Consider the following 26,407-nt stretch of genomic DNA (forward strand, 5'->3'; position numbering starts at 1 on the left):
TTAAGTGCTTTTTATTAAATACCGTTTATGGTTTTATTTTGTGGCTTGACTAACATATACAAACGAAATAGGTAAATCAGTAACAGAGATGATAAGAAATTATCCAGTGTTGATAGCAACATATCGGGCATTTTTGTCAGCACAAGAGCCAGGATTAGCTTGGCGGAAAGCCATAACAATATAGCTGGGATCAACAACCGCATATTACCAAATGCCAACTTCCAACTATTTTGCATGGCTGCAAAAACATTTTTGCTTTTTTCAAACAAAAAAATTGGAGCCAGTGAGAATGCAATAGAAAACAGTAGCCCTGGCAGGATCATTAAAGCGTAGCCGATTTGGACCAACAGGGTACAAATCAGCATTAGCAAGAACATCTTAGGTAGTTGTGTTATTGATAATGTACTGGCATGAATGGCATTAGTTTTCTGACCGCGAGAGATAGCATTGATGAGTACCAGCACACTGGCCGTTAGTAGGGTATTACCAAATATGTGGGTAAATAAAACCCCGAACATTGTGCGCATTAACGTGAATTTCTCATCTGGCGTTAATTGCATCACGAAACGTTGGATACCTGTATTGCCGGACTCTCTGACTATATTTTGCAACTCGGCTAATAAATTAAGCTGTTCATCATTCGGCATGAGTAAATGCCCCAGCAGTGTTGTCACCAGCGCGGCCAGGACAGAGAGGATGACAATATTCAACAATTGATTCTTTAAAAAGTTGATGCTGTCACGATACAGGGTATTTGCCGTGATGGGCATGAAAGTGGCTCCTATCAAATAAAACAACAATAGTGCACAATTGTACCTTGTTAGGGGGATTATTGGATACCTAAGATTTACTCCTGTATCTTGAGGCTGATGGGGCACGAAATCTTGTTTGCCAGGCTCCTTATTGTCTATTTTATAAAAATGATCAACTCATTAACTTTGTGTTAATAAATTGAGGGTGGGTTGGAATATTAAATAAGGTTTTTTAATGTATAATTTCTATTGTTTTTTATTGTTATTCATTTAAAAATTGATATTAAGATATAAATCATGGATAGCATTAAAATTAATATGCAGAAAATTTTGATTTGGATCAATTTTAAATATCCAGTAAATGAAATAATAAAGCAGTAAATACTTTATTTAGCCAAAAATATTTAAAAGATGTGATCTGCCTTAGATCATAATAGTAAACAAACGGGTATATTTCTGACTGTTTTAAAACCACATAAATGGGATGGATAATGAAGAAGATTTCTGCGCTTGTATTGGCTGTTGCTACGTTAGCCCCGTCATTGACTTTTGCCCATGAGGCAGGTGACTTCCTGTTCCGTGCAGGTACAGCAACGGTAAGACCGCATGCGGGTTCTGATAATGTATTAGGATTGGGATCTTTTGGTGTCAATAATAATACTCAGTTGGGTTTAACTTTTGGTTACATGATTACTGATAATATTGGTGTTGAATTATTGGCAGCAACGCCATTTCAGCATAAAGTCAGTTTGCCGGGCGCGGGTGAAATCGCTGAAGTTAAACATTTACCACCAACACTAATGGCACAATATTATTTTGGTTCTTCAGAAAATGAATTTCGTCCTTATGTCGGAATTGGTGTTAACTACACGACATTTTTTAGTGAAAAATTTACTAATAATGAGACGGTAAAAGGCGTTAATTTAAATAGCCTGGATCTGAAAGATTCTTGGGGTATCGCTGGGCAGGTTGGCCTGGATTATCAACTGGACAAAAACTGGATGCTGAATACTTCGCTTTGGTGGATGAATATTGAAACTGATGTGAAATTCAAAGTCGGTGATGTAGATAAAAAATATAAAACCCGCCTTGATCCGTGGGTCTTTATGTTCGGTGTTGGTTATAGTTTCTAACTAAAGCTACGTGTGTTTGACGTTGACATAAGAGAGAACCAATGGGGCGTCATTGCCCCATTTTTTGGTAGCGTGCTTATAATTGTGTGGCGTTTTTCATGGCACGAACAAAATCCGTTAACTTTTCCAGCATGATGTTGGGTTGATGTAAGTTATCTTCAATAATTTTGACAATAGCTGAACCTGAAATTGCACCCGCAGCACCGGCATTGAGAGCGCTCATAACCTGTTCTGGCTCTGAAATGCCAAAACCTTGTATAGCCGGGGCAGCGTGATATTCTTTGAGCTTATTGACAATATGATTAAATGGCTGTTGAGCGCGATTTTCACTGCCTGTCACTCCTGCTCTTGATAGCAGATAGGTATATCCCCGTCCAAATGAAGCAACTTCACGCAGTAAATCATCATCTGCATTAGGGGGACAAATAAAGATCGGGGCAATATCATGCTTTATGGCAGCTAAACGGAAAGGCGATGACTCGGGTAATGGCACATCAGCGACAAGTACGGAGTCAACACCTGCACTTTTGCAACGACGATAAAATTCATCAATGCCATTGTGAAAGGCGAGATTGGCGTAAACTAACAGGCCAATGGGTATATCAGGGTGTTTAGCGCGAATTTTAGCCAGCAGGTCAAAACATAGTGTGGGCGTGACCTTGGATGATAACGCCCGCAGATTGGCATTTTGGATAGTTGGGCCATCAGCCAGGGGATCTGAGAACGGAATACCCAATTCAAGCGCATCAGCACCACCTGAAATTAAGGTATCAATAATTTCCAATGATAATTCAGGATTAGGATCACCAAGGGTGACAAAAGGAACAAAAGCGCCTTGATTTTGGTGTTGTAACTTCTTAAAAAGTTGTTCGTAACGTCCCATCAGATTTCCCCCTTGGATTTTAAAATATCGTGAACGGTAAAGATGTCTTTGTCACCACGACCAGATAAATTGACAATTAATAATTGTTCCTTGTCTGGAGATTCATGGATCATTTTCAAGGCATAAGCCAACGCATGAGCGGATTCCAGTGCAGGAATAATCCCTTCATTGCGTGAGAGTTCCTGGAAGGCCTCCAGGGCTTCATCATCAGTAATTGAAACATAATCGGCTCTACCGATGCTGTTTAAATAGGCATGCTGTGGGCCGACGGAAGGAAAATCTAAACCCGCCGAAATGGAATAAGATTCTTCAATTTGCCCGTCTGCTGTCTGCATCATTGGCGCTTTCATGCCAAAGTAAATTCCCAATCTTCCGTGTTTCAATGGGGCACCATGCTCTCCGGTTTCAATACCATGCCCCGCAGGTTCAACACCGATCAAGCGAACATTATTTTCTGGAATAAATTCAGCAAACAAACCGATGGCATTTGAACCACCACCAATGCAGGCGATAACGGCATCAGGTAAACGGCCTTCTTTTTCCAGAATCTGAGCTTTGGCTTCTTCACCAATCATACGTTGAAATTCTCGTACCATTGTCGGATATGGGTGAGGGCCAGCCGCAGTGCCTAATAGGTAATGTGCTTTTTCATAGCAACCCGACCAGTCACGCATTGCTTCGTTACAAGCATCTTTCAAGGTTGCCGAACCGCTGTGGACAGGGATCACTTCTGCACCCATCAAACGCATGCGAAAAACATTGGGCGATTGGCGTTCAATATCTTTTGCCCCCATATAAATACGGCATTTCAGCCCCAATAGCGCACAAGCTAGGGCGGTGGCGACGCCATGTTGACCAGCGCCTGTTTCAGCAATGATCTCATGCTTTCCCATGCGTTTTGCCAACAATGCTTGCCCTAAAACTTGATTGGTTTTGTGAGCACCGCCGTGGAGTAAATCTTCACGTTTCAGGTACAAACGTGTTTTTGTCCCTTTAGTCAGGTTTTGACACAGCGTTAAGGCAGTGGGCCTGCCTGCGTAGTTTTTCAAGAGATCCTGAAAGGTATGCTGAAACTCTGGATCTTTCTGTGCTTCAATAAAGGCTTCTTCTAATTGGTTAAGTGCAGGGATCAAAATTTGTGGCACAAATTGCCCACCAAAATCGCCAAAATAAGGATTCAATTTACTCATTGTTCTACTCATCCATTTTTATCTGAAAAATTAGTGATAACAGCGTAATTGTTGAAACACCTGTTTGATTTTCTGGCTGCTTTTGATCCCCGGAGACACTTCAACTCCTGAGTTAAAATCCAGTCCATAACAGCCAAATGTTGCTGCCAGTTGGCAGTTTTCAGCGTTCAGGCCACCAGCCAGAAAACTGTTATGCTGAATGAGTGGGTTGATTAACTGCCAGTCAAATGGTTTTCCTGTTCCGCCTGCTCCGTTATCCAACAATAAGTGTTCAACATGGGGTATTGCGGAAACTTCCTCAACCTTAGACATATTAATGGCTTTCCAAATTTCACAATGTTCAGGCAGTCCTGAGCGTAGGGAGTTAATGTAGTTTTCATCTTCATCTCCGTGCAATTGAACTGCGGTGAGCGAAAGCTGACGGGCGGTATTATTGACAAAATCAATGGATTGATTTTGAAACACGCCAACATATAGAAGAGAGGCTTCATTGATGATTTGTTGAGCTTTTTGCAGGCTGATTTTGCGCGGTGATTTTTCGGCAAAAATTAAACCACCGTAAACGGCTCCCATTTGCAATGCGGTTTTGGCATCCTGTGGGCGAGTCAGGCCACAGACTTTGTTGTCACCCAAAATCAGGCGGCGTAAAGCGAGATCTAAATTTTGTTGTGCCATTAAAGAACTACCAATAAGAAAACCATCGGCAAACTGGCTCAATTCCCGCACCTGACGATGCTGGTGGATACCGGATTCACTGATAACGATCGTGTCTTTGGGTAAACCAACCGACAATTTACGGGTACGCCCTAAATCAATGGACAAATCACGCAGATCCCGATTATTGATACCAATAACTTTTGCCCCCAATATAATCGCGCGTTGCTTTTCATCTTCATTACTGACTTCGGTCAGTACGCCCATCCCAAGACTGTGTGCCAGTGATGACAGCTCACGATACTTATCATTATCAAGAACGGAGAGCATAAGTAAAATAGCGTCAGCCTGATAATAACGGGCAAGATAAACCTGATAGGCATCAATAATAAAATCTTTGCACAGAACAGGTTGATGTACAGCATAACTGACCATGGCGAGAAAATCATAACTGCCCTGAAAGTATTTTTCATCAGTCAGGACAGAAATTGCAGCAGCATAAGGCTGATAAGTTTTTGCAATGCAAACAGGATCGAAATTTTCACGAATTATCCCTTTTGACGGAGAGGCTTTTTTGCATTCCAAAATAAAAACGGTTTGCTTATGGGTCAACGCCTGATAAAACCGACGGTGACTTGGAACGATAACCTCAATAAAGCTCTCCAGCGGTTGCTCTGCCTTACGAGTAATCAGATATGCCGTTTTATCATCAACAATTTTCTGTAATATGCTGGTTTTCATGATCGAGTCCTTGCTGCCAATGCCATTACTTTTTCATAAGCCTGGCCGCTGTAAATAGTATTAAGGGCCAGTTGCGTGTTTTCTCGCAGATCTTCATGTCCGTGAATTTTCATCAAAAGAGCCACATTTGCGGCTACCGCATCAGCATGGGCCTTTCGTCCCTGGCCTTGCAGTAACATTGCCAGCATATCGCGATTCTCTTCTGGGGTTCCACCTTGCAGTGAAGATATCGGATGGCCCGGTAAGCCAAAATCGGTTGCTGTTAACTGGTATTGATTAATCTCACCGTGACTGAGTTCTGCAACATAGGTTGGGGCATGTAAAGCAACTTCATCCATTCCGCCACTGTGTACAACGGCGGCACGTTGATAACCCAAGGCATGTAAGGTATGGGCTATCGGTTCAACTAATTCAGGGCTATAGACTCCGATAAGAGACACAGGAGGACGCGCCGGATTGATCAACGGGCCAAGTACATTAAATAATGTTCGGGTTTTTAGTTGCTGGCGAACTTGCACCGCATGACGGAATCCACTGTGATATTGAGGAGCGAACAGGAAACAGACACCAATATCATCTAAGGCTCTGCGTGATTCTTCAGCCTGGGCATCCAATGCAATGCCGAATGCAGCTAATAAATCGGATGAGCCAGATCGACTGGAAATACTGCGATTTCCATGTTTTGCCACCTTAAGGCCACAGGCAGCAGCAATAAAGGCGCTGGCTGTTGAAATATTGATGCTATTGGAACCATCTCCACCTGTGCCGACGATATCACAAAATGTGTAATCGGGGCGAGGAAAGGGGGCTGCGTTTGCCAGGAACGCCCGGGCTGCGCCCGCAATTTCTTGTGGCTGCTCGCCCCGCAGCTTCAGGCTAATTAATACAGCAGCCAGTTGTGTATCGCTCAACTCGCCATGAATAATGGCAGTGAATAGCTGTTGGCTTTCTTGTTGTGTCAGTGCTTGAGCACTGAATAATTTGTCAAAAATCAACTGCATCTTCCCATTCCTTTAAGTTTAGTGCCTTTAATTCGATACCCTTAAACTCACGACCTTTAATTGTTAGCTCAATGCCCAGGTTAGCGTTTGTTCAAGCAGTTTGGCACCTTGTGTAGTCAAAATAGATTCGGGATGGAACTGAAAACCACAAACTTTGTGCTCATCATGGCGCACCGCCATCACGATATCACCGCATGAAGCAGAGACAGTCAGGGTTGCCGGAGCGTGCACAGCGGCAAGAGAATGGTAACGAGCGACAGACAAAGGATTTGGGAGGCCGGAAAACATATTTTTCCCATCATGGATAGCTGATGTGGCTTTGCCATGCAAAATTTCCTGAGCAGCAGAGACTTTTCCTCCGTAAGCTTCAATAATCGCCTGATGTCCAAGACAAATTCCGATTATCGGGATCTGGCCTGTTACTTGCCTGAGCAATTCAGGCATACAGCCTGCCTCTGAGGGTTTCCCTGGACCGGGGGATAACATCAAAAGAGGAGATTCCATCTCATTAAGTTTGGTAATAATGATGTCTGCTAACACGGTATTGCGGTAAATAACGACATGGTGACCATGAGTACGCAGTTGATCCACAAGGTTATATGTAAAGGAATCTACATTATCAAGTAAAAGAATAGTAGCCATCAGAATGTCACCTCCACATGATGCGCTTGTGCAATTGCACGAATAACGGCTCTGGCTTTACTGTGCGTTTCATCTACTTCTGACTGAGGAATGGAATCCAGTACCACACCGACTCCAACCTGAATGGTCGCTTGATTGTTTTCCACATAGGCAGAACGGATCACTATGCAGGTGTCAAAATCCCCATTGCCCGTGAAGTAACCGACGGCTCCGCCATAACTGCCACGCCGTTCACCTTCATATTCTGCGATGAATTGCATCGCCCGAACTTTAGGAGCTCCTGTCAGTGTGCCCATATTCATGCAGGCTTGATAGGCATGGAAGACATCTAAATCATGCCGGAGTGTGCCGACAACACGAGAAACCAGATGCATAACAAATGAATAGCGATCGACTTTGGTTAAATCGGCGACATATCGACTGCCCGGTTCGCAGATACGGGCTAAATCGTTGCGAGCCAAGTCAACTAACATCACATGCTCAGACATTTCTTTAGCATCTGTGCGCATTTCCAGTTCAATTCGGCTATCAAGATCGGCATCCAATTCTCCGTTGTTATCGCGTCCACGTGGTCGAGTACCGGCTATCGGATAAATTTCGATCTGACGGTTGTCGGCATCATATTTAAGCGCACTTTCTGGTGAAGCCCCAAACAGGCAAAAATCCTGATCTTGCATAAAAAACATATAAGGGCTTGGGTTTTGTTTTTTCAATACATGATAAGCGCTCAGAGGAGAAGGGCATGGCAAGGTGAAACGACGTGATGGAACGACCTGAAAAATATCCCCTTGACGGATAAATTGCTGTAGCTGGCGCACGATATTTGCGTATTGTTCATCACTTTGGTTGCAGCCAACAGTAATACCGGGCAGTGTGACAGGTAAGAGTGGCTGGAGTGGGGCTGAAATGGCGGCAACTAAGGTTGTTAAACGTTTTTTAAGGCGTTTTCTTTCTGAATCGGATTCGCCAAACAATGAAGTTTGCAGACGTGAGTGTTTATCTTGATGATCGATCACTAATAGCACTTCTGCGAGATAAAAACAGAAATCAGGGCAGTGCTGGTGATCTTCTACTGTCGGCAATGGTTCAAACCCGGCTACTAAATCGTAAGCAAACAATCCACCAACAAAAATGGCATCGGGAGCGTCTGAGAAGGATGCTAATGCTGCCAGGGCACGTAATGCGTCAAAAACGGAATCGGATTTTAGCCGGCTATCTTCGTCCAGATTGCGCTCAATAGCAGGAAATCGTGCTCGCATAACCTGTGGCTCTACATCTAATTGGGCTTTGTCTGAAAGTAAATTAGCGAGTATCGGGATCAGGTTTTGGCCATTTTCAGTGAGTGCTTCAAAAGTAACTTGACGCCCGTTGGCTGTAATGCGCATAGCACTATCAATGATCAGGATGCTTTTGAGATTCTTTTTACTGTGAATTTCAGCCGAATCCAGCAATAACGTTGCTGGGCGATTACTACAAAGTTGATGAAAAAGCAGTATCGGATCTGTCTGATAGAGGGTATCTACCTGATTTATACAAATATTAAATTCTTTGCCAGTCATCTTCATACCCCGTTTCTAATTTTTATTCATAAAAAACCCGCCTCTTAGGGCGGGTTTTGGCACTTGCGTATCTATTTTTAACTTATGTGCGCGAGCCAACCGCCCTGACTGGGAAGTTGTGCCACCAACGCTTTGACTGCTTAGTTTGCATAAATACGCTCATTTCGAGTGCCTCATCAGTTCAATAGTTTTTTAGTTAAGTTTTTTTAATAAAGAGTGTTTCAGTTAACCTATGTACTAGTAAACTAGTTCGATGGTTGCTTGTCAATGATTTTTTATGTTTGCAAACCACATTCATTATCATTGTTTCAACAAACTCGCCTCTTGAACTTTACTCTTGTGTTATCATTAGCGGCCTTGCGCTTGATAGCGCTGCATATCACTTAATCGATAGTGCCTTCCCCCACCCGAAAAACAGGTAAAAAAACAATGACTGAAGCCGCCAGTGAAACGACAAAACGCTATGATCTGCATAGCCATACGACCGCTTCAGATGGCGTTTTATCACCTGAGCAGCTCGTGGACAGAGCCATTGCTATGGGGATTGATGTACTGGCCATCACCGATCATGATACGACGGAGGGTATTCCGTCTGCTTTAAACCATATTCAGCAAAATAATTTGCCATTAACTTTGATACCCGGCGTTGAAATTTCGACATTATGGCAAAATCTGGAAATTCATATCGTTGGCTTACATATTGATATCAACGCTATTTCCTTAAGGAAGTTATTAGCGCATCAGGTTGATTTAAGGCAACAGCGTGGTATTGAAATGGGGCAACGGTTGGCCAAAGCAGGTATTGCTGATGCCTGGGAAGGGGCATCCAGATTAGCCAATGGGGGACAAGTCACTCGTGGTCATTTTGCCCGTTATTTGGTCGAGGCGGGAGTTGTACCGACTATCCCGAAAGTGTTCAAAAAATATCTGGTAAAGGGAAAAATCGGTTATGTCCCACCGCAATGGTGTACAATTGAGCAAGCTATTGAAACCATTCACCAGGCAGGGGGACAAGCTATAATTGCTCATCCCAGTAGGTATAATTTGTCGACGAAGTGGCTAAAACGGTTAATAGTTTGGTTTAAACAACATGGTGGTGATGCAATGGAAGTTGCCCAGTGCCAGCAAGCCCCTAATGAAAGACAGCAACTTGGTCAACTGGCAAGAGAATATGGGTTGAAAGTATCATTAGGATCGGATTTTCACCAACCTTGTTCATGGATAGAACTTGGGCGCAATTTGTGGCTACCCGGTGATGTTGTACCGATATGGCACGACTGGTCACGGCGTGGGGCTGCATAGAAGTATAGAGGTTATTTGTATGAGCCAGTTTTTTTATATCCACCCTGACAATCCACAAGTCCGTCTTATTGACCAAAGTGTGGATGTACTGAAAAAGGGCGGAGTTGTCATCTATCCGACTGATTCAGGTTATGCCATGGGTTGTTGCCTTGAAAATAAAGAGGCTATGACCCGTATATGCCGTATCCGCCAATTGGAAGGACGCCACAATTTTACGTTGATGTGTCGTGATTTGTCTGAAATTGCCACTTATGCCCATGTAGATAATCAGGCGTTCAGGTTGATCAAAAATAACACGCCAGGCAATTACACTTTTATTTTACAGGCGACAAAAGAAGTACCGCGCCGCTTGATGAACGAAAAACGCAAGACTATTGGCCTGCGTGTTCCTTCTAATCCTATTGCGTTGGCACTGCTGGAAAAGATGCGTGAACCACTGATGTCATGTAGCTTGATTTTGCCTGGAAATGATTTTGCTGAATCTGATCCTGAAGAGATTAAGGATACTTTGGGTAAACAAGTTGATTTAATCATTCACGGTGGTTATCTTGGGCAGCAACCGACGACGGTAGTGGATTTAACTGGGGATTCACCAGTCATTCTTCGTGAAGGCGAAGGTGATGTAACCCCTTTTTTATAAAGTGTACGTTTTTTTAAAGTATATGATTCAATTTTTATTTAGTATCACGACGCCTGTGAAGGCGACAATAGAGGTTGCTCAATGAGCGATAAAACAGAAAAGTTACAAAAAGTTCTTGCCCGTTCTGGTCATGGTTCCCGTCGCGAAATCGAGGGGTATATCCAACAAGGTCGCATTAGCATTGATGGTAAGATCGCAACGTTGGGTGATCGAATTGAAATTAAGCCCTCAGTAAAAATTCGTCTGGACGGACGGATCTTAAATATCAAAGAGCCACAGAAAACAGTTTGCCGTGTTTTAGCTTATTATAAACCGGAAGGGGAATTGTGTACTCGCCATGATCCTGAAGGTCGTCCGACGGTGTTTGATCGTCTGCCAAAAATGCAGGGCGCACGCTGGATTGCGGTAGGGCGTTTGGATATCAATACCAGCGGGTTGTTGTTGTTTACTACCGATGGGGAATTGGCTAACCGTTTAATGCACCCAAGCTGCGAAGTTGAGCGTGAATATGCAGTTCGTGTGTTCGGTGAAGTAGATAGCGCAAATCTCCGTCAATTGACACAAGGTGTACAACTGGAAGATGGCCCGGCTTCATTTAAGACCATTGCGTTTAAAGGCGGAGAAGGTATCAACCAATGGTACAACGTCACTCTGACAGAAGGTCGTAATCGCGAAGTCAGACGCTTATGGGAAGCCGTTGGTGTGCAAGTTAGCCGCCTGATCCGTGTGCGTTATGGCGATATCAATCTGCCGAAAGGTTTGCCACGTGGTGGCTGGACTGAGTTGGGGTTGGAACAGACCAACTATTTACGTCAGTTGGTTGATTTGGATGAAGAGATTGTGACCAAAGTCGCAGTTGGACGTGATCAACGTCGCGTTAAGGCTAATCAGATCCGCCGTGCGGTAAGACGACATACTCAGGTTGCATCCCGTCCGGCAGGGAAACGTCCTGCAAGCAGCTCTCGTCAGAATGCAGGGAAGAAGACGACATCTAAAGGTCGTTAATACGCTTAAGCCGCTGTTTCAGCTTATATCAACATTTATCTAAACGAGATATGAAACAGCGGATTCATTTACCAATCAATGCCTTTTTGTGCCTTGATTCCGGCATTAAACGCATGTTTTGCCGGACGCATTTCCGTAATCGTATCGGCATATTCCAGTAATTCTCGATGACATCCTCTGCCAGTGATAATCACACTTTGATGAGCCGGACGTTGTTTAAGGGCAGCCAGAACATCAGTGAGTTCTAAGTAACCATAACTGACCATATAGGTTAATTCATCCAGCACGACAAGGTGTAATGAAGGATCAGATAGCATTGCCACAGCATGTTGCCAGGCTGTTTGGCAGGCTGCGGTGTCTGATTCGCGATTTTGAGTCTCCCAGGTGAAACCTGTTGCCATCACATGAAATTCAACACCTTGCTGTATCAGCAAGTTCCTTTCGCCGCTTTCCCATGTTCCTTTAATGAATTGGATAACACCAGCACGTTGGCCGTGTCCGATTGCACGAGTCACTGTGCCAAGTGCTGCGGTCGTTTTTCCTTTACCGTTTCCAGTGAACACAATGACAATCCCTCGTTCTTGTTGTGCTGCTTCAATGCGGGCATCGATTTTTTCTTTCAGGCGTTGTTGCCTTTTCTGGTACTGGCTGTTATTTCTGGTCATTATTCGGCAGGTCCCGCTTTACGTCCGGGTTGAGCATCAAAACTGATGCCGGAATCATTTCGGCTGTCATCTCCCATTACATAAAGATAGACGGGCATAATATCCGCTGGTGTTTTTAACTTAGCGGAATTTTCATCAGGAAAAGCATTTGCTCGCATGTTGGTACGTGTTCCACCGGGATTGATGCAGTTGATACGCAGGGAAGTATCCCGATATTCTTGTGCCAAAACTTGCATTAGGCCTTCTGTAGCAAATTTGGAAACAGCATAGGCCCCCCAACCACGTCTGCCCTCACGGCCGACACTGGAGCTGGTGAACACCAAAGAAGCGCTGGTGGATTGTAATAACAGAGGGAGCAATGCCTGAGTCAGCATAAAAGTGGCGTTGACATTCACTTGCATCACTTCATGCCAAAGCTGAACAGGCTGTTCTGCGATAGGAGAAACAGCACCAAGAAGCCCCGCGTTGTGCAAGACTCCATCCAAACGTGAATAGCGCTGTGCCAGATCATTGGCGAAAATTTGGCATTCTTCTGCGGTCACGGTCAGCAGATCCATCGTATACATGTCAGCTGGTAAACCACCATTATTTGCAATTTGCTTTCTGACTGCGTCCAGTTTCGCGGTAGTACGTCCCAGTAAAATAACCTGCGCACCGTGGCGGGCATAGGTCAGTGCAGCTTCACGTCCGATGCCATCGCCAGCACCGGTTACTAGAATAATTTTTTGTTGCAGTAGATGACTATTTGGTTGGTAATTAAACATCGAACAATCTTCCTATATTGCTTGTGGATCTATGACCTGCCATTTCAGGATGGCAGGTCATCATCAGAACAAAACTTAAGGTTCCCGTCAAATTTGCCAGCATTGAGTGAAAAATGGGTAAAATGGGTAAAAGAGCGTCATTTCAATTGAGATAGGGTTAAGCAAACTGTTAGGGCAAGGCGTTCGGTTTTTAGTTAGAATGAAACATATTATTGTTCATTATAAATTAATAAAGGTGGATCTGTGGAATATTTGTCTCTATACGGATTGTTCTTAGCCAAAGTGCTCACGGTGGTTTTAGCAATCACCATTCTGACGGTTGTTTGTATCGGATTAGGTGTACGTAAGACAATGCACAAAGGGGAATTAAAGCTGACCAATCTTGGTAAGGCATATCAGGAAAGGCAGCATCAGATGCAGCAGGCTCGAATGAGTGAGGCAGAACAAAAAATTTGGCAAAAAGCATTAAAAAAACAACAAAAAAGTGACGCTAAACAGAAAAAAGCAGAAGCCAAAACGGGTCAGAAAGGTATACAGAAGCCGAATCTTTATGTTTTGGACTTTAACGGCAGTATGGATGCCCGTGAGGTGGAGTCACTCCGCGAAGAGATCAGTGCGGTATTGGCTGTGGCTGATAAAAAAGATGAAGTTTTGCTGCGACTGGAAAGTCCTGGTGGTGTGGTTCATGGATATGGCCTGGCAGCATCTCAATTGGTTCGTTTGCGGCAAAAAGGGATACGCCTGACAATTGCCGTAGATAAAGTAGCAGCAAGTGGTGGATACATGATGGCTTGTGTGGCTGATCGCATTATTGCTGCACCGTTTGCCATTATCGGTTCCATTGGTGTTGTGGCTCAATTACCCAATATTCATAGGTTATTGAAGAAAAATGATATTGATGTTGAATTGCATACTGCTGGTGAATATAAACGTACCCTGACTGTTTTGGGAGAAAATACTGAACAGGGACGCAAGAAATTTCAGGAAGATTTGAACGAAACGCATAAGTTATTTAAATCATTTATCCATCAATACCGTCCCTCTTTGGATGTGGAAAACGTAGCCACTGGTGAGTATTGGTACGGTACACAAGCAAAAGAGAATGGGTTGATTGATGATGTGGGTGTCAGTGATGATTTTCTGATTGAAAAAATTGAACATTGTGAAGTAATCGGCGTCAATTATTATCGCCGCAAACGTGCCATAGACCGTTTTATGGGGAGCGCGATGGAGAACGTTGACAAATTGTTTATGCGTTGGTGGCAAAGGGGAGAAAAACCTTTGTTGTAACGGAAAAATCAGTTATCGAAAACTACCACAGATAATATGCGGGTAAGATAAATAGAAGAGAGTTATCTATCCTTTATTACCCGCATATTTATTAACCAGTCAGGGATGATGTTCCACCTCTTTGTTCCGCGTGCTCTGCGTACATACCTTGTATAAAATCTTCGTGTGTCTTAATGATTTTATTTACTTTTTTCAGTAACTGCTCTCGCTTAATAGGCATGGTTTCAGTTTTCATTTATTGTGCTCCTTCAAGAAATAAGTTGTTGCGCATCGTTTTTTATCAGGTACAGTGTGGGCTTTTCGTCATGCAGATGGAAGATTTTGTTTACAACTGTTAAAACAGACAATTGCATGGTGTGTGTCGGTATATAAAATACCCTAAATATTTCAAAGGGTTTTGCGCTTAAGTAAAAGTACAAGATAAAAATTAGTTGATATCTTGCAAATCTATCGCAATATAAAAAGAGGTTTTATTTTATATATCGCAACATAACGCCGTGATTTTCGCCATCTGAAAAGAAGATAATTAGGTAAAGGTAACTATGGCTAAAGCTCTTGTTATAGTGGAGTCCCCGGCAAAAGCCAAAACAATCAATAAATATCTGGGGAATGACTACGTTGTAAAATCCAGTGTAGGTCATATCCGTGATTTGCCGAAGAGTGGAACAGTGAGTCAAAAGAGTTCAAGCTCATCTACCGATAAGAATAAAAAGAAAGCAAAAAAAGATGAAAAAACGGCGCTGATAGTTCGTATGGGCGTCGATCCTTATCATGGTTGGGAAGCGAACTATCAAATTTTGCCTGGCAAAGAAAAAGTTGTTTCAGAGCTGAAAACGCTGGCTGAGAAAGCCGATCATATCTATCTTGCAACGGACCTTGACCGTGAGGGAGAGGCTATTGCATGGCACCTGCGGGAAGTAATTGGTGGAGATGAATCCCGTTTCAGCCGGGTGGTATTCAATGAAATTACCAAAAATGCAATCACGCAGGCTTTTGATAATCCCGGTGAATTAAATCTTGACCGTGTGAATGCCCAGCAAGCGCGTCGTTTTATGGATCGCGTTGTCGGCTACATGGTTTCACCGCTGCTGTGGAAAAAAGTTGCCAGGGGGCTATCCGCTGGGCGGGTGCAATCTGTTGCAGTCCGTCTTGTGGTTGAGCGGGAACGTGAAATCAAGGCATTTGTGCCGGAAGAATATTGGCAACTGTACGCGGATCTGATGGCTAAGGACAATATCTCTCTCCATATGGAAGTGACTCATGAGAAGGGAAAACCATTTAAACCCGTAAATGCGCAACAAACGCAGTCAGCAGTATCTCTGCTTGAAAAAGCGAGATACAAAGTGATTGAGCGTGAAGATCGTCCAACATCGAGTAAACCAGGTGCACCATTCATTACCTCAACATTGCAACAGGCTGCAAGTACACGGCTTGGGTTTGGGGTTAAAAAAACCATGATGATGGCGCAACGCTTGTATGAAGCTGGTTATATCACTTATATGCGTACCGATTCGACTAACTTGAGTCAGGACGCGTTGGAAATGGTTCGCGATTATATCAACAACCATTTTGGTGATAAATACTTGCCGAAAAGTGTCAATGTTTACAGCAGCAAGGAAAACTCTCAGGAAGCCCATGAGGCGATTCGACCTTCTGATGTTAGTGTCATGGCAGAAGAATTGAAAGATATGGAAACTGATGCACAAAAATTGTATCAGCTGATATGGCGTCAATTCATTGCCTGTCAGATGACACCTGCGAAATATGATTCCACGACACTGACCGTTCAAGCCGGCGATTTTGAGTTACGTGCCAAAGGCCGTACTCTGCGTTTTGATGGTTGGACAAAAGTAATGCCGATTTTGCGCAAAGGGGATGAAGAGAATACGTTGCCGGCGATGGAAGTAGGTACAGAGCTTGATTTGCAACAGTTGATACCAAGCCAGCACTTTACAAAACCACCCGCACGTTTCAGTGAAGCGTCCTTGGTCAGGGAGTTGGAAAAACGCGGAATTGGTCGTCCATCGACTTATGCATCAATTATTTCAACCATTCAAGAGCGTGGTTATGTTTGCGTTGAAAATCGGCGGTTCTATGCAGAGAAAATGGGTGAAATTGTCAATGATCGTTTGGAAGAAAATTTCAACGAATTGATGAACTATGATTTCACGGCAAGAATGGAAGACCAGCTCGATCATGTAGCTAACAATGAGGCGAATTGGAAAGGCATTCTTGACGAATTTTTCTCCAATTTCAGTGAGAAGCTTGATGTTGCCAGTAAAGAGCCAGATGAAGGTGGGATGCGTCCGAACCCGATGGTGATTACCTCGATTGGGTGCCCGACCTGTAACCGCCCAATGGGAATTCGTACTGCGACAACAGGGGTATTTCTTGGCTGCTCTGGTTATGCGTTATCACCTAAAGAGCGATGCAAGCAGACGATTAACCTTATCCCGGAAAATGAAATCCTAAATATTTTGGAAGGGGATGATGCTGAAACCAATGCATTGCGTGCTCGTTGTCGCTGCAAAAAGTGTGGTACAGCGATGGACAGTTATTTGATTGATAACCAGCGTAAATTGCATGTGTGCGGTAATAACCCAGAGTGTGATGGTTATGAAGTTGAAGAAGGTGAATTCCGCATTAAGGGTTATGATGGTCCAGTAGTTGAGTGTGATAAGTGCGGTTCAGAAATGCACCTGAAAATGGGGCGTTTTGGTAAATACATGGGTTGTACAAACGAAGAGTGTAAAAATACCCGTAAGATTTTACGCAATGGGGAAGTGGCACCACCAAAAGAAGATCCGGTTCCGTTACCGGAGCTGGCATGTGAAAAATCGGATGCCTACTTTGTTCTGCGTGATGGCGCGGCAGGGGTATTTTTAGCCGCCAACACCTTCCCTAAATCTCGTGAAACGCGAGCACCATTGGTTGAAGAGCTTGTTCGGTTCCAAGATCGCTTACCGGAAAAATTGCGTTATTTAGCGCAAGCGCCTGTTGCTGATCCTGAAGGGAATAAAACAGTTGTTCGTTTTAGCCGTAAAACTAAACAGCAGTACGTTTCTTCAGAGAAAAAGGGCAAGGCGACCGGATGGACCGCATTTTTTGTTGAAGGGGATTGGGTTGTGAAAGAAAAGTAATCGATCTTTAAGATAAATTTGTGCATTATATCTTCATTTATTGGGTATAATTCATAGAAATATATTTAGAGAGATATTTCTTTTTTTGTGGAAAATGTAACTTTTCTTTCTAAAAAGCCAGTTCTATGGACTGGCTTTTTTTGTATTTCAACAAAATTAAAACACAATATATCTGCAACAGGCGCTTGATAATAGTTACTCAACTTAATTATTTGTTATATATATATATAGCAAGTGTTATAGTGGTTATATTCTTATAAACATATATTCTATATGGTTATAAGTAGGTAACCATTAGCAATATAGAAATTGGTTCAACTACAAAACGTTCATACATTTGATTATTAGGGACAGTGCTGATATGAAACTACAGCAGTTGCGTTATATTGTAGAGGTGGTTAATCACAATCTAAATGTATCTTCTACAGCAGAAGGGTTGTATACCTCCCAACCGGGGATCAGCAAACAAGTCAGGATGCTTGAAGATGAGCTGGGGATTCAGATATTTGCTCGTAGTGGTAAACATTTGACGCACGTGACTCCGGCTGGTGAAGAAATTGTCCGTATTTCACGTGAGGTTCTGTCAAAAATTGATGCCATTCGTTCTGTTGCCAGTGAACACACCTATCCTGATCGTGGTTCTTTATATATAGCGACTACCCATACACAAGCAAGATATGCTTTACCTCCTGTTATTAAGGGCTTTATTGAACGCTATCCCAATGTATCACTGCATATGCATCAAGGTTCTCCAACGCAAATTGCGGAAGAGGTATGCAAAGGAAATAGTGATTTTGCGATAGCAACAGAAGCACTGCATCTCTATAGCGATCTGATTATGTTGCCTTGTTATCATTGGAACCGTTCTATTGTGGTGACGAAGGATCACCCGTTTGCCGGTAGACAGAATGTGACGATTGAAGAGCTGGCTGAATATCCGGTTGTAACCTATACGTTTGGTTTTACTGGTCGCTCTGAGTTGGATGTTGCTTTTGATCGGGTTGGTTTGAAACCTAAAATCGTATTTACAGCAACAGATGCTGATGTGATTAAGACTTATGTGCGGTTAGGGCTAGGGGTTGGTGTGATTGCCAGTATGGCCGTAGAACCCGTTAAGGACAGTGATTTAGTACGTATTGATATGCGTGAGCAATTCGGTTACAGCACGACCAAGATAGGCTTTCGACGTAGTAGTTTTCTGCGTAGTTATATGTATGATTTTATCTGGCGTTTTGCGCCACATTTGACGCGTGATGTTGTGGATAAAGCCATTGCGTTACGCTCCAATGAAGAAATAGAAGAAATGTTCAAAGATATCGAACTGCCGATAGTATAAAAAGATATTTAATATCAGCAAAATAGATATAAAGAAGATAAGCAGTGTCAAGAAGATTAAACCACCTCCAAACAGCAGGCAGGTGGTTGATCTTTTATTTTATGTCCCCTTTGGGATCATTGTCTTAAATTCACCACTGAAAAAATTGTCAGAATTTTCGATTGAAGATTTTTGATTTTTGAGAATGAAATTATCGAAAGCTATTTTAACTTCGTGGTTTTCTAACGATTGATAATTAAATAAGGAAATACAAGAGGAGTAAGTAAATTCAACATTAATATTCTCGCTAGAAGCGCAGTTTGACGTCATTTCTGAGTTGGTTCTGTTAAAATCTATTTTATAGAGTTTTATTTTAGGGACATACATGACCCGATTTTCAACTCCAATTGCTTCAATAACACTGGCTAATGTGAGGGTAGAATAATAATCTCCATTCCGTTTTAAACCCAGCCTTATAGCATCACCTTGTTTTTGCAAAAAATCGGAAAAGCTTTTCAGGCTTGGAGAGTTTGCATTTAAAACAATCTCCATGATGAGTTGGAGTAAATTTGTTGCAATAGAAACACCTTTCATTTCATGCTGATAGGTTTGACTTTCGACATTTATGATACTCATCAATGGCAGTTTTGCCATGATATTTCCCCAAAATTGAATGTCAGTCTTATATGCTTTGCCATGAGTATTGGTATATTTGGCAATATAATCGGCGGCTATTGAAGAAAGAGCGATCTGTATTTTTTTGATTTCATTCATTTTCTGTATGACACTGCCTTTGTCGACAATATTTGAAGTCATAATAAATTGGACAAGGCCGTCTGTATCACTAAGCTGATAATCCGACAAGGAAAATTTATCTCTAATGCCAGCCGAAAAAAACTGATCTGCTTGTTGTATATGGGTTAGGTAATGTTGGTATTCTTTGTTTTTTTCTGTGTCCATAATCTTACCTCCAATCGCTAATAAACGTATTGAGTACTCTGAATACACCTTTATTTTGCAAATTTCAATTTGAAACCAATTAGCCAGCAATGCGTAGAAACTTTAGAGTCAATTCATTCAAACTCTTATGGCATGAATAAAACATATCTACTTTAGAGGTGTCATCATTAAAATTTATCAATAAATGAGGATTTACAGCGAGTTAGCAAAATGTGTGGTGACGGAATAACAAATAGTTGCTTATATGTTATGTTTAATGGTAGCTGACCATCAATAATAAGAAAGGAGAGGAGTTATGTCGTTTAAATTGAAAACGGACTGTGCTTCAACGCTCTCGATTGGAAGCAAATCCACTGGCCGTAAAACCTACCACTATTACAGTTTACCTCTGTTATCTGAACAAGTTGGCGATATATCCCGCCTGCCAAAGTCTCTGAAAGTTCTGCTCGAAAATCTCTTGCGCCATGTTGATGGTGAATCCGTAGTGGAGGATGATTTGCAGGCGCTGGTGGAATGGCAAAAAACCGGTCATGCAGAACGAGAAATTGCTTATCGCCCCGCCCGCGTACTTATGCAGGATTTTACAGGCGTGCCGGCTGTCGTGGATTTGGCAGCAATGCGGGAAGCAGTGTTGAGACTCGGTGGAAATGTAGAGCAGGTTAATCCGTTATCCCCTGTTGATTTGGTTATCGATCATTCAGTGATGGTTGATAAATTTGGCACTGAACAGGCATTTTCAGAAAACGTGCAGAGAGAGATGGCACGTAACTATGAACGTTATCTGTTCTTGCGTTGGGGACAGAAAGCGTTTAATCGTTTCCGCGTAGTGCCTCCGGGAACGGGGATTTGCCATCAAGTTAACCTGGAATATCTGGGTAAAGCCGTCTGGTATGAAAATCAGGATGGTAAGGATTTTGCTTATCCTGATACGTTGGTCGGAACGGATTCTCACACAACCATGATTAATGGATTGGGCGTTCTGGGATGGGGCGTAGGGGGAATTGAAGCGGAGGCAGCGATGCTGGGGCAGCCAGTTTCTATGCTGATCCCAGATGTGGTTGGTTTTAAACTGACCGGAAAATTGCAAGAAGGGATCACGGCAACTGACCTTGTACTGACTGTGACACAAATGCTGCGTAAGCACGGTGTTGTGGGTAAATTTGTTGAATTTTATGGTGATGGATTATCTGATTTGCCGCTGGCAGATCGGGCAACTATAGCCAATATGGCTCCTGAATATGGTGCAACTTGTGGTTTCTTCCCTGTTGATGACATTACATTAGACTATATGCGTTTAACGGGGCGTCATGAAGAAGAAATTGCTTTGGTTGAAGCTTATTGCAGAACTCAGGGCTTATGGCGTAATGCGGGGGATGCGCCTATCTTTACCAGCACCCTAGAGTTGGACATGTCGACAGTTGAAGCAAGTTTAGCCGGGCCGAAACGCCCTCAAGACCGGGTTGCATTGGGAAATGTACCACAGGCTTTTCAGTCTGCTATGGAATTGGATATCCATAAAACGCAAGAGCACTTATCAGCGGTATCAGTGATTTTAGACAACCAAACTTTTTCATTGCAAGATGGTGCCGTGGTGATTGCTGCCATTACCTCTTGCACAAACACCTCTAACCCCAACGTATTGATGACGGCGGGATTACTTGCCAAAAAAGCGGTTGAGAAAGGTTTACAGCGTCAACCGTGGGTTAAAACTTCACTGGCACCCGGTTCGAAAGTCGTGACAAGTTACCTGGAACTGGCCGGTTTTATGCCATATCTGGAAAAACTGGGTTTTAACTTGGTAGGGTATGGCTGCACTACCTGCATTGGCAATTCCGGGCCATTGCCTGATCCTATTGAAGCTGCAATCAAGCAATCTGATCTAACCGTTGGGGCGGTGCTTTCCGGTAACCGAAATTTTGAAGGGCGTATTCATCCTTTAGTGAAAACTAACTGGCTGGCATCACCGCCGTTGGTGGTGGCCTATGCGCTTTCTGGCAGCATGAAAAAAGATCTGACGCGAGAACCTATCGGAAAAGATCAACAAGGCAATGATGTTTACTTGAAGGATATCTGGCCTGATAGTACAGAAGTTGCGGAAGCGACTGGAAAAGTCAGAACCGAAATGTTCCATAAAGAATATAATGCTGTGTTTGAAGGTGACGAAAGTTGGCAATCCTTGAGCGTAGAAAGTTCAGCGACTTATGCCTGGCAGCCGGATTCAACCTATATACGCCATCCTCCTTTCTTCAGTGATATGACGGCTGAACCTAAACCGATTACAGACATACATCAGGCTCACATTTTGGCGATACTGGGGGATTCAGTCACGACGGATCATATTTCCCCGGCTGGAAATATCAAGGCTGACAGTCCTGCTGGGCGTTATTTGCAAGAACATGGCGTTGCACCAAAAGATTTTAATTCGTATGGTTCAAGACGTGGCAACCATGAAGTTATGATGCGAGGAACGTTTGCTAACATTCGTATTCGTAATGAAATGATAGCAGGGGTTGAAGGAGGTTATACCCGGCATATTCCTTCACAATCCCAACTTGCTATTTATGATGCCGCTATACGTTATCAGGAGGAAAAAATACCATTAGCCGTTATTGCGGGGAAAGAATATGGTTCAGGATCAAGTCGTGACTGGGCTGCAAAAGGAACAAAATTACTAGGGATCAGGGTTGTGGTTGCAGAATCTTTTGAACGTATTCACCGCTCTAACTTGATTGGTATGGGGGTCTTGCCATTGGAATTTCCTCAAGGCGTCAGCCGCAAGAGCTTAAACCTGACGGGAGATGAAAGGATTGATATTACAGGATTATCAAACATTCAACCCGGGCAGACAATTGCAGTGAAAATTACTTATGCCAATGGACAGGAAATTGTGATTGATACCCGTTGCCGCATTGATACGGGAACAGAACTGGCTTACTTCTATCATGATGGTATTTTGCATTATGTGATCCGTAATATGCTGAAATGATAAAAACTGAAAAATATCAATTAAAAAATCACATTTAGAAACAAAGACTGCGCCCACACCGACGCAGTTTTTTATATTTTACAGAAAGTAATGAGAGAACTTTTAGCTTGATTCGGACAGCAAATGACCCATTCGGTTGGCTTTGGTGTCTAAATAGTGAGCATTTTGGGAATTACGTCCTACGATCAATGGAACACGTTCAGTGATATTAATACCTGCTTCTATCATGATTTCAACTTTTTTAGGGTTGTTAGTAAGAAGACGGATTGTATTAATATTCAATATTTTATACATGTCTGAACACAGGGTGAAATCTCTTTCATCGGCAGAAAAACCTAATTGATGGTTGGCCTCAACAGTATCAATACCTTGATCCTGTAAAGCATAGGCACGAATTTTATTCAGCAGGCCAATATTACGCCCTTCCTGGCGGTGATAGAGTAAAACACCACGGCCTTCCTGACTAATTTGCGAAAGTGCAGCTTCTAATTGAAAACCACAGTCGCATCTTAGGCTGAATAAAGCATCTCCGGTGAGGCATTCTGAGTGGATGCGCGATAATACAGGCTCATCACCAGAAATATCGCCGAAAATAAGAGCGACATGATCGCGGCCTGTTTTGATTTCTTCAAATCCAATCATTAAAAACTCACCCCATGGCGTAGGTAATTTTGCTTCAGCTACCCGTTTTAGCTGCATTTTTGTATTCATATGTTGATTTAACTCGTTATAAATATTGCAATATCAGAACAATACCGGTTGAGAAATCAGCTAAAACTACGCAAAAATTTTTTCTGATTACAACGCATGCACGCCGCCGTATTGTAACAGAAATTATTAATACGTATGAATATAAAGCGTCAGGTTCTTTAATGATAAATATATTAACATGCTAAACTATAAGCATATTTTTGCAGATGTATTTATTACAAAAAGAGGGAAATCAGCGTTGATTGCAATAAATTGCTTCCTTTACGTAGACGTGTGTAGACGAGAAATGCTAATTTAACACGCCTCTATGTCTGTTATTTGGCATAATCAATCAGCAACGATAGATAACAGGAAGAAGAAATGTGAAATATTTTCTGATCTTATTACTGGCACTGGTTGTTTTTGTTATCTCAGTGACGCTGGGAGCAAATAATAATCAGATAGTGACGTTTAATTATTTGATTGCTAAGGGTGATTACTCTGTATCCACATTGCTGGCTGCGTTGTTTGCTGTTGGCTTTATCCTCGGTTGGGGAATTTGTGGTTTTTTTTACCTACGCGCCTGTGTTTCTTTGCGGCATGCGAAACGCAAAATCAAACGACTGGAAACTCAAGTGGAACAGCCATCTGAATCATCCAAAAAAGTCGCATCTACCGTAGCGTTAAACAAGGAATAATTCTCTATGTTAGAGCTGTTGTTTCTGTTGCTTCCCATTGCCGCCGCCTATGGCTGGTATATGGGGCGCAGAAGTGCTCAACAAGATAAACAACAATCGGCTGACCGCCTTTCGCGTGAATATGTTGATGGTGTTAACTTTTTGCTCTCCAATCAGCAAGATAAAGCGGTAGATTTATTTCTTGATATGCTGAAAGAGGATAGCTCTGCATTTGAGGCTCACCTAACATTGGGAAACCTCTTCCGTTCCCGTGGTGAAGTTGAAAGAGCCATTCGTATTCATCAGTCCCTGATGGAAAGTGCTTCCCTGACATTTGAACAGCGTTTGCTTGCGATCCAGCAGCTTGGGCAAGATTATATGGCTGCTGGAGTCTATGATCGAGCAGAGAACATGTTCGTTCAGTTAGTCGACGAAACTGACTTCCGTGAAAATGCCTTTAATTCCTTGCTAACCATCTACCAGTCAACCAGTGATTGGAATAAAGCCATTGATATCGCTGAAAAACTCGTAAAACTGGGTAAACCCCATTTTCGGGAAGACATTGCGCATTTCTACTGTGAGTTGGCTCTGCAATGTATGGGCAGTGATGATTTTACTGCTGCGATCGGTTATTTGAATAAAGCGGCTCAAGCAGACAAAAATTGTGCCCGTGCTTCTATTATGTTTGGTCGTATTTATATGGCTCAGGGGGAATATTTTAAAGCGACCCACGCGTTGAAACGTATTCTTGAGCAGGATAAACAATTGGTCAGTGAATCTTTGCCAATGCTGCAAGAATGTTACCAACATTTGTCTCAACCGGCCGAATGGCAAACTTTTGTTCAGCGTTGTGTAGAAGAAAATTGTGGTGCGATCGCTGAACTTCATATGGCCGATATTCTTGAGAAGAAAGAAGGGCGTGAAGTTGCTCAAAACTTCATTAACCGTCAGTTGGAACGCCATCCAACAATGAGATTATTTTATCGTCTGATGGATTACCATATGACGGAAGCGGAAGAAGGGCGGGCTAAAGAAAGCCTGATTCTTTTGCGCAATATGGTCGGTGAGCAAATCCGCACAAAACCTGATTATCGATGCCATAAATGTGGCTTTACTTCCCGTTCGTTATATTGGCATTGCCCATCATGTCGTTCTTGGGACTCTATTAAACCGATCCGGGGGTTGGATGGTCAGTGACACTGTCACTATCATACTGCTACTCACTAGTAATTAAAGTTTATAAATAATTCAATTTAATTAGTAAATCAAAGGGCCTAATAAATGATCTCCCACACAGTTCAAACTTTAGATAAACAGATTGACTCGCCTGTTATTGTTGCACTGGATTATGACAATCAGGATGCAGCGCTGGCATTTGTCGACAAGATTGATCCACAATCCTGTCGTCTGAAAGTGGGCAAAGAGATGTTTACACTGTATGGCCCGCAATTTGTTCAGGCGCTGCATCAGCGTGGTTTTGATGTGTTTTTGGATCTTAAATTTCACGATATCCCCAATACAACGGCAAGGGCGGTTGCTGCTGCTGCAGAATTAGGTGTGTGGATGGTTAATGTTCATGCCAGTGGTGGTGCGAGAATGATGACAGCAGCTAAAGAGGCGCTGCTCACTTACGGTAAGGATGCACCTTTGTTGATTGGTGTGACAGTGCTGACCAGTATGGAGCAATCTGATTTATCAGGCACAGGCATTGACATGACACCAGCGCAACATGCGGAGCGTTTGGCATTATTGACAAAACAGTGTGGTTTAGATGGCGTAGTGTGTTCAGCCCATGAAGCACAGCAATTGAAAGCAGTGTGTGGACATGCATTCCAGCTTGTTACTCCGGGTATTCGCCCTGAAGGGACAGACGCGGGAGATCAGCGCCGGATCATGACACCACCTCAGGCGGTACAGGCTGGGGTGGATTATATGGTGATCGGGCGTCCAATTACCCGCGCCGAAAATCCGACATTAGCACTACAGCAGATTAACCAATCTCTTGGACTCATTCATGGATAATAACTCTCGCTTGGTTTATTCGACGGATGGTGGCCGTATCCAGGAGGAAAAAGTAAAGCTTTCTCGTCCGAAAGGTGATGGTATTGTTCGTATCCAGCGTCAGGCCAGTGGTCGTAAAGGGAAAGGTGTTTGTGTGATTACAGGCATAGATGCTGATGACCAAACTTTGGCTAAGCTAGCAGCCGAATTGAAGAAAAAATGTGGCTGTGGAGGTTCTGTTAAAGAGGGCGAAATTGAGATTCAAGGCGATAAACGCGACTTGTTGAAGCAATTGCTGGAAGCGAAAGGAATGAAGGTAAAACTGGCTGGAGGCTAAACCCAGTTTGTTATTAACCAGCTATGTAACCAATAAACAGCATAGCTGGTTAATTGAACTAATTAACCCGAATTCTGGAT

At 42.9% G+C, this 26,407-nt stretch carries 24 protein-coding genes and 1 other annotated feature; of the genes, 12 read left to right on the plus strand and 12 right to left on the minus strand.

From position 1 onward, the window contains the following. Window positions 1-14: 14 nt before the first annotated feature. Window positions 15-770: a YciC family protein gene (locus ABLA76_RS06935; RefSeq protein WP_348987373.1), complete on the minus strand. Its 756-nt coding sequence runs from the start codon at window positions 768-770 to the stop codon at window positions 15-17. 473 nt (window positions 771-1,243) lie between these two features. Here ABLA76_RS06935 and ompW point away from each other — a divergent pair, with 473 nt between their 5' ends. Beyond that, the gene (gene ompW / locus ABLA76_RS06940; protein ID WP_047770967.1) at window positions 1,244-1,885 is read left to right on the plus strand and encodes an outer membrane protein OmpW; all 642 of its coding nucleotides are present in this window, start codon (window positions 1,244-1,246) and stop codon (window positions 1,883-1,885) included. Window positions 1,886-1,961: 76 nt separating this feature from the next. Here the strand turns inward: ompW and trpA are convergent, their stop codons facing one another. The 6 genes from trpA to ABLA76_RS06970 form a co-directional block, all read right to left on the minus strand. Further along, on the minus strand, window positions 1,962-2,768 hold the full coding sequence (gene trpA, locus ABLA76_RS06945) for a tryptophan synthase subunit alpha (RefSeq protein ID WP_348987374.1): 807 nt from the start codon (window positions 2,766-2,768) through the stop codon (window positions 1,962-1,964). Continuing rightward, the gene (trpB, locus tag ABLA76_RS06950) at window positions 2,768-3,958 is read right to left on the minus strand and encodes a tryptophan synthase subunit beta (RefSeq protein ID WP_285810673.1); all 1,191 of its coding nucleotides are present in this window, start codon (window positions 3,956-3,958) and stop codon (window positions 2,768-2,770) included. Before trpB ends, trpA begins: the two co-directional genes overlap by 1 nt. A gap of 30 nt (window positions 3,959-3,988) precedes the next feature. Continuing rightward, a complete protein-coding gene (gene trpCF / locus ABLA76_RS06955; protein ID WP_348987375.1) occupies window positions 3,989-5,353 on the minus strand; it encodes a bifunctional indole-3-glycerol-phosphate synthase TrpC/phosphoribosylanthranilate isomerase TrpF in 1,365 nt (454 codons plus the stop codon). After that, window positions 5,350-6,354: an anthranilate phosphoribosyltransferase gene (gene trpD / locus ABLA76_RS06960; protein ID WP_348987376.1), complete on the minus strand. Its 1,005-nt coding sequence runs from the start codon at window positions 6,352-6,354 to the stop codon at window positions 5,350-5,352. Before trpD ends, trpCF begins: the two co-directional genes overlap by 4 nt. 63 nt (window positions 6,355-6,417) lie before the next feature. Then, on the minus strand, window positions 6,418-6,996 hold the full coding sequence (locus ABLA76_RS06965) for a gamma-glutamyl-gamma-aminobutyrate hydrolase family protein (protein ID WP_348987377.1): 579 nt from the start codon (window positions 6,994-6,996) through the stop codon (window positions 6,418-6,420). After that, window positions 6,996-8,555, minus strand: coding sequence for an anthranilate synthase component 1 (locus ABLA76_RS06970; protein WP_348987378.1), 1,560 nt, complete (start codon window positions 8,553-8,555; stop codon window positions 6,996-6,998). The genes ABLA76_RS06965 and ABLA76_RS06970 overlap by 1 nt, the downstream gene beginning before the upstream one ends. Window positions 8,556-8,582: 27 nt before the next feature. After that, window positions 8,583-8,688, minus strand: a sequence feature (Trp leader region). Window positions 8,689-8,984: 296 nt separating this feature from the next. Here ABLA76_RS06970 and ABLA76_RS06975 point away from each other — a divergent pair. The 3 genes from ABLA76_RS06975 to rluB all read left to right on the plus strand — a co-directional run bounded on the left by ABLA76_RS06975 (window position 8,985) and on the right by rluB (window position 11,502). Further along, window positions 8,985-9,857 (plus strand): PHP domain-containing protein, encoded by an 873-nt coding sequence (locus tag ABLA76_RS06975; RefSeq protein ID WP_348987379.1) that lies wholly within the window; start codon window positions 8,985-8,987, stop codon window positions 9,855-9,857. 19 nt (window positions 9,858-9,876) lie between these two features. After that, window positions 9,877-10,497 (plus strand): L-threonylcarbamoyladenylate synthase, encoded by a 621-nt coding sequence (locus ABLA76_RS06980; RefSeq protein WP_285810681.1) that lies wholly within the window; start codon window positions 9,877-9,879, stop codon window positions 10,495-10,497. 81 nt (window positions 10,498-10,578) lie between these two features. Beyond that, on the plus strand, window positions 10,579-11,502 hold the full coding sequence (gene rluB, locus ABLA76_RS06985; RefSeq protein WP_348987380.1) for a 23S rRNA pseudouridine(2605) synthase RluB: 924 nt from the start codon (window positions 10,579-10,581) through the stop codon (window positions 11,500-11,502). A 68-nt stretch (window positions 11,503-11,570) separates the two neighbouring features. Here rluB and cobO read toward each other — a convergent pair whose 3' ends face one another. Then, complete coding sequence (gene cobO, locus ABLA76_RS06990; RefSeq protein ID WP_285810682.1) at window positions 11,571-12,167, minus strand: cob(I)yrinic acid a,c-diamide adenosyltransferase; 597 nt, start codon at window positions 12,165-12,167, stop codon at window positions 11,571-11,573. Further along, window positions 12,167-12,931 (minus strand): YciK family oxidoreductase, encoded by a 765-nt coding sequence (locus tag ABLA76_RS06995; RefSeq protein WP_348987381.1) that lies wholly within the window; start codon window positions 12,929-12,931, stop codon window positions 12,167-12,169. The genes cobO and ABLA76_RS06995 overlap by 1 nt, the downstream gene beginning before the upstream one ends. 243 nt (window positions 12,932-13,174) lie before the next feature. Here ABLA76_RS06995 and sohB point away from each other — a divergent pair, with 243 nt between their 5' ends. Next, entirely contained in the window at window positions 13,175-14,221 is a 1,047-nt protein-coding gene (gene sohB, locus ABLA76_RS07000; RefSeq protein WP_348987382.1) for a protease SohB, read from the plus strand. A 91-nt stretch (window positions 14,222-14,312) separates the two neighbouring features. Here the strand turns inward: sohB and ABLA76_RS07005 are convergent, their stop codons facing one another. Next, window positions 14,313-14,456 (minus strand): DUF2498 family protein, encoded by a 144-nt coding sequence (locus ABLA76_RS07005; RefSeq protein WP_348987383.1) that lies wholly within the window; start codon window positions 14,454-14,456, stop codon window positions 14,313-14,315. Window positions 14,457-14,763: 307 nt separating this feature from the next. On the opposite strand from ABLA76_RS07005, the gene topA reads away from it, so the two are divergent. Both topA and cysB read left to right on the plus strand, forming a co-directional pair. Further along, window positions 14,764-17,361 carry a type I DNA topoisomerase gene (gene topA, locus ABLA76_RS07010; RefSeq protein ID WP_348987384.1) on the plus strand — a complete coding sequence of 866 codons (2,598 nt, stop codon included), beginning with the start codon at window positions 14,764-14,766 and terminating at the stop codon, window positions 17,359-17,361. Window positions 17,362-17,722: 361 nt separating this feature from the next. Further along, the gene (gene cysB / locus ABLA76_RS07015; protein WP_348987385.1) at window positions 17,723-18,697 is read left to right on the plus strand and encodes an HTH-type transcriptional regulator CysB; all 975 of its coding nucleotides are present in this window, start codon (window positions 17,723-17,725) and stop codon (window positions 18,695-18,697) included. A 99-nt stretch (window positions 18,698-18,796) separates the two neighbouring features. Here cysB and ABLA76_RS07020 read toward each other — a convergent pair whose 3' ends face one another. Beyond that, window positions 18,797-19,636: a hypothetical protein gene (locus ABLA76_RS07020; protein WP_348987386.1), complete on the minus strand. Its 840-nt coding sequence runs from the start codon at window positions 19,634-19,636 to the stop codon at window positions 18,797-18,799. A gap of 295 nt (window positions 19,637-19,931) precedes the next feature. On the opposite strand from ABLA76_RS07020, the gene acnA reads away from it, so the two are divergent. Continuing rightward, window positions 19,932-22,622 carry an aconitate hydratase AcnA gene (gene acnA / locus ABLA76_RS07025; RefSeq protein ID WP_348987387.1) on the plus strand — a complete coding sequence of 897 codons (2,691 nt, stop codon included), beginning with the start codon at window positions 19,932-19,934 and terminating at the stop codon, window positions 22,620-22,622. Window positions 22,623-22,724: 102 nt separating this feature from the next. Here acnA and ribA read toward each other — a convergent pair whose 3' ends face one another. After that, window positions 22,725-23,321 (minus strand): GTP cyclohydrolase II, encoded by a 597-nt coding sequence (gene ribA / locus ABLA76_RS07030; RefSeq protein WP_047770950.1) that lies wholly within the window; start codon window positions 23,319-23,321, stop codon window positions 22,725-22,727. Window positions 23,322-23,695: 374 nt separating this feature from the next. Between ribA and ABLA76_RS07035 the strand changes: the two genes are divergently transcribed. From ABLA76_RS07035 to yciH, 4 genes are all read left to right on the plus strand, one after another. Next, complete coding sequence (locus ABLA76_RS07035) at window positions 23,696-24,010, plus strand: LapA family protein (protein ID WP_047770949.1); 315 nt, start codon at window positions 23,696-23,698, stop codon at window positions 24,008-24,010. A 6-nt stretch (window positions 24,011-24,016) separates the two neighbouring features. Further along, window positions 24,017-25,186 (plus strand): lipopolysaccharide assembly protein LapB, encoded by a 1,170-nt coding sequence (gene lapB, locus ABLA76_RS07040; RefSeq protein ID WP_047770948.1) that lies wholly within the window; start codon window positions 24,017-24,019, stop codon window positions 25,184-25,186. Window positions 25,187-25,270: 84 nt separating this feature from the next. After that, entirely contained in the window at window positions 25,271-26,011 is a 741-nt protein-coding gene (gene pyrF / locus ABLA76_RS07045; protein WP_047770947.1) for an orotidine-5'-phosphate decarboxylase, read from the plus strand. After that, window positions 26,004-26,327 carry a stress response translation initiation inhibitor YciH gene (gene yciH / locus ABLA76_RS07050; protein ID WP_047770946.1) on the plus strand — a complete coding sequence of 108 codons (324 nt, stop codon included), beginning with the start codon at window positions 26,004-26,006 and terminating at the stop codon, window positions 26,325-26,327. Before pyrF ends, yciH begins: the two co-directional genes overlap by 8 nt. Window positions 26,328-26,407 lie beyond the last annotated feature (80 nt).

This window comes from Xenorhabdus sp. SGI240 (genome assembly GCF_040081915.1).
GTDB lineage: Bacteria > Pseudomonadota > Gammaproteobacteria > Enterobacterales > Enterobacteriaceae > Xenorhabdus > Xenorhabdus bakwenae.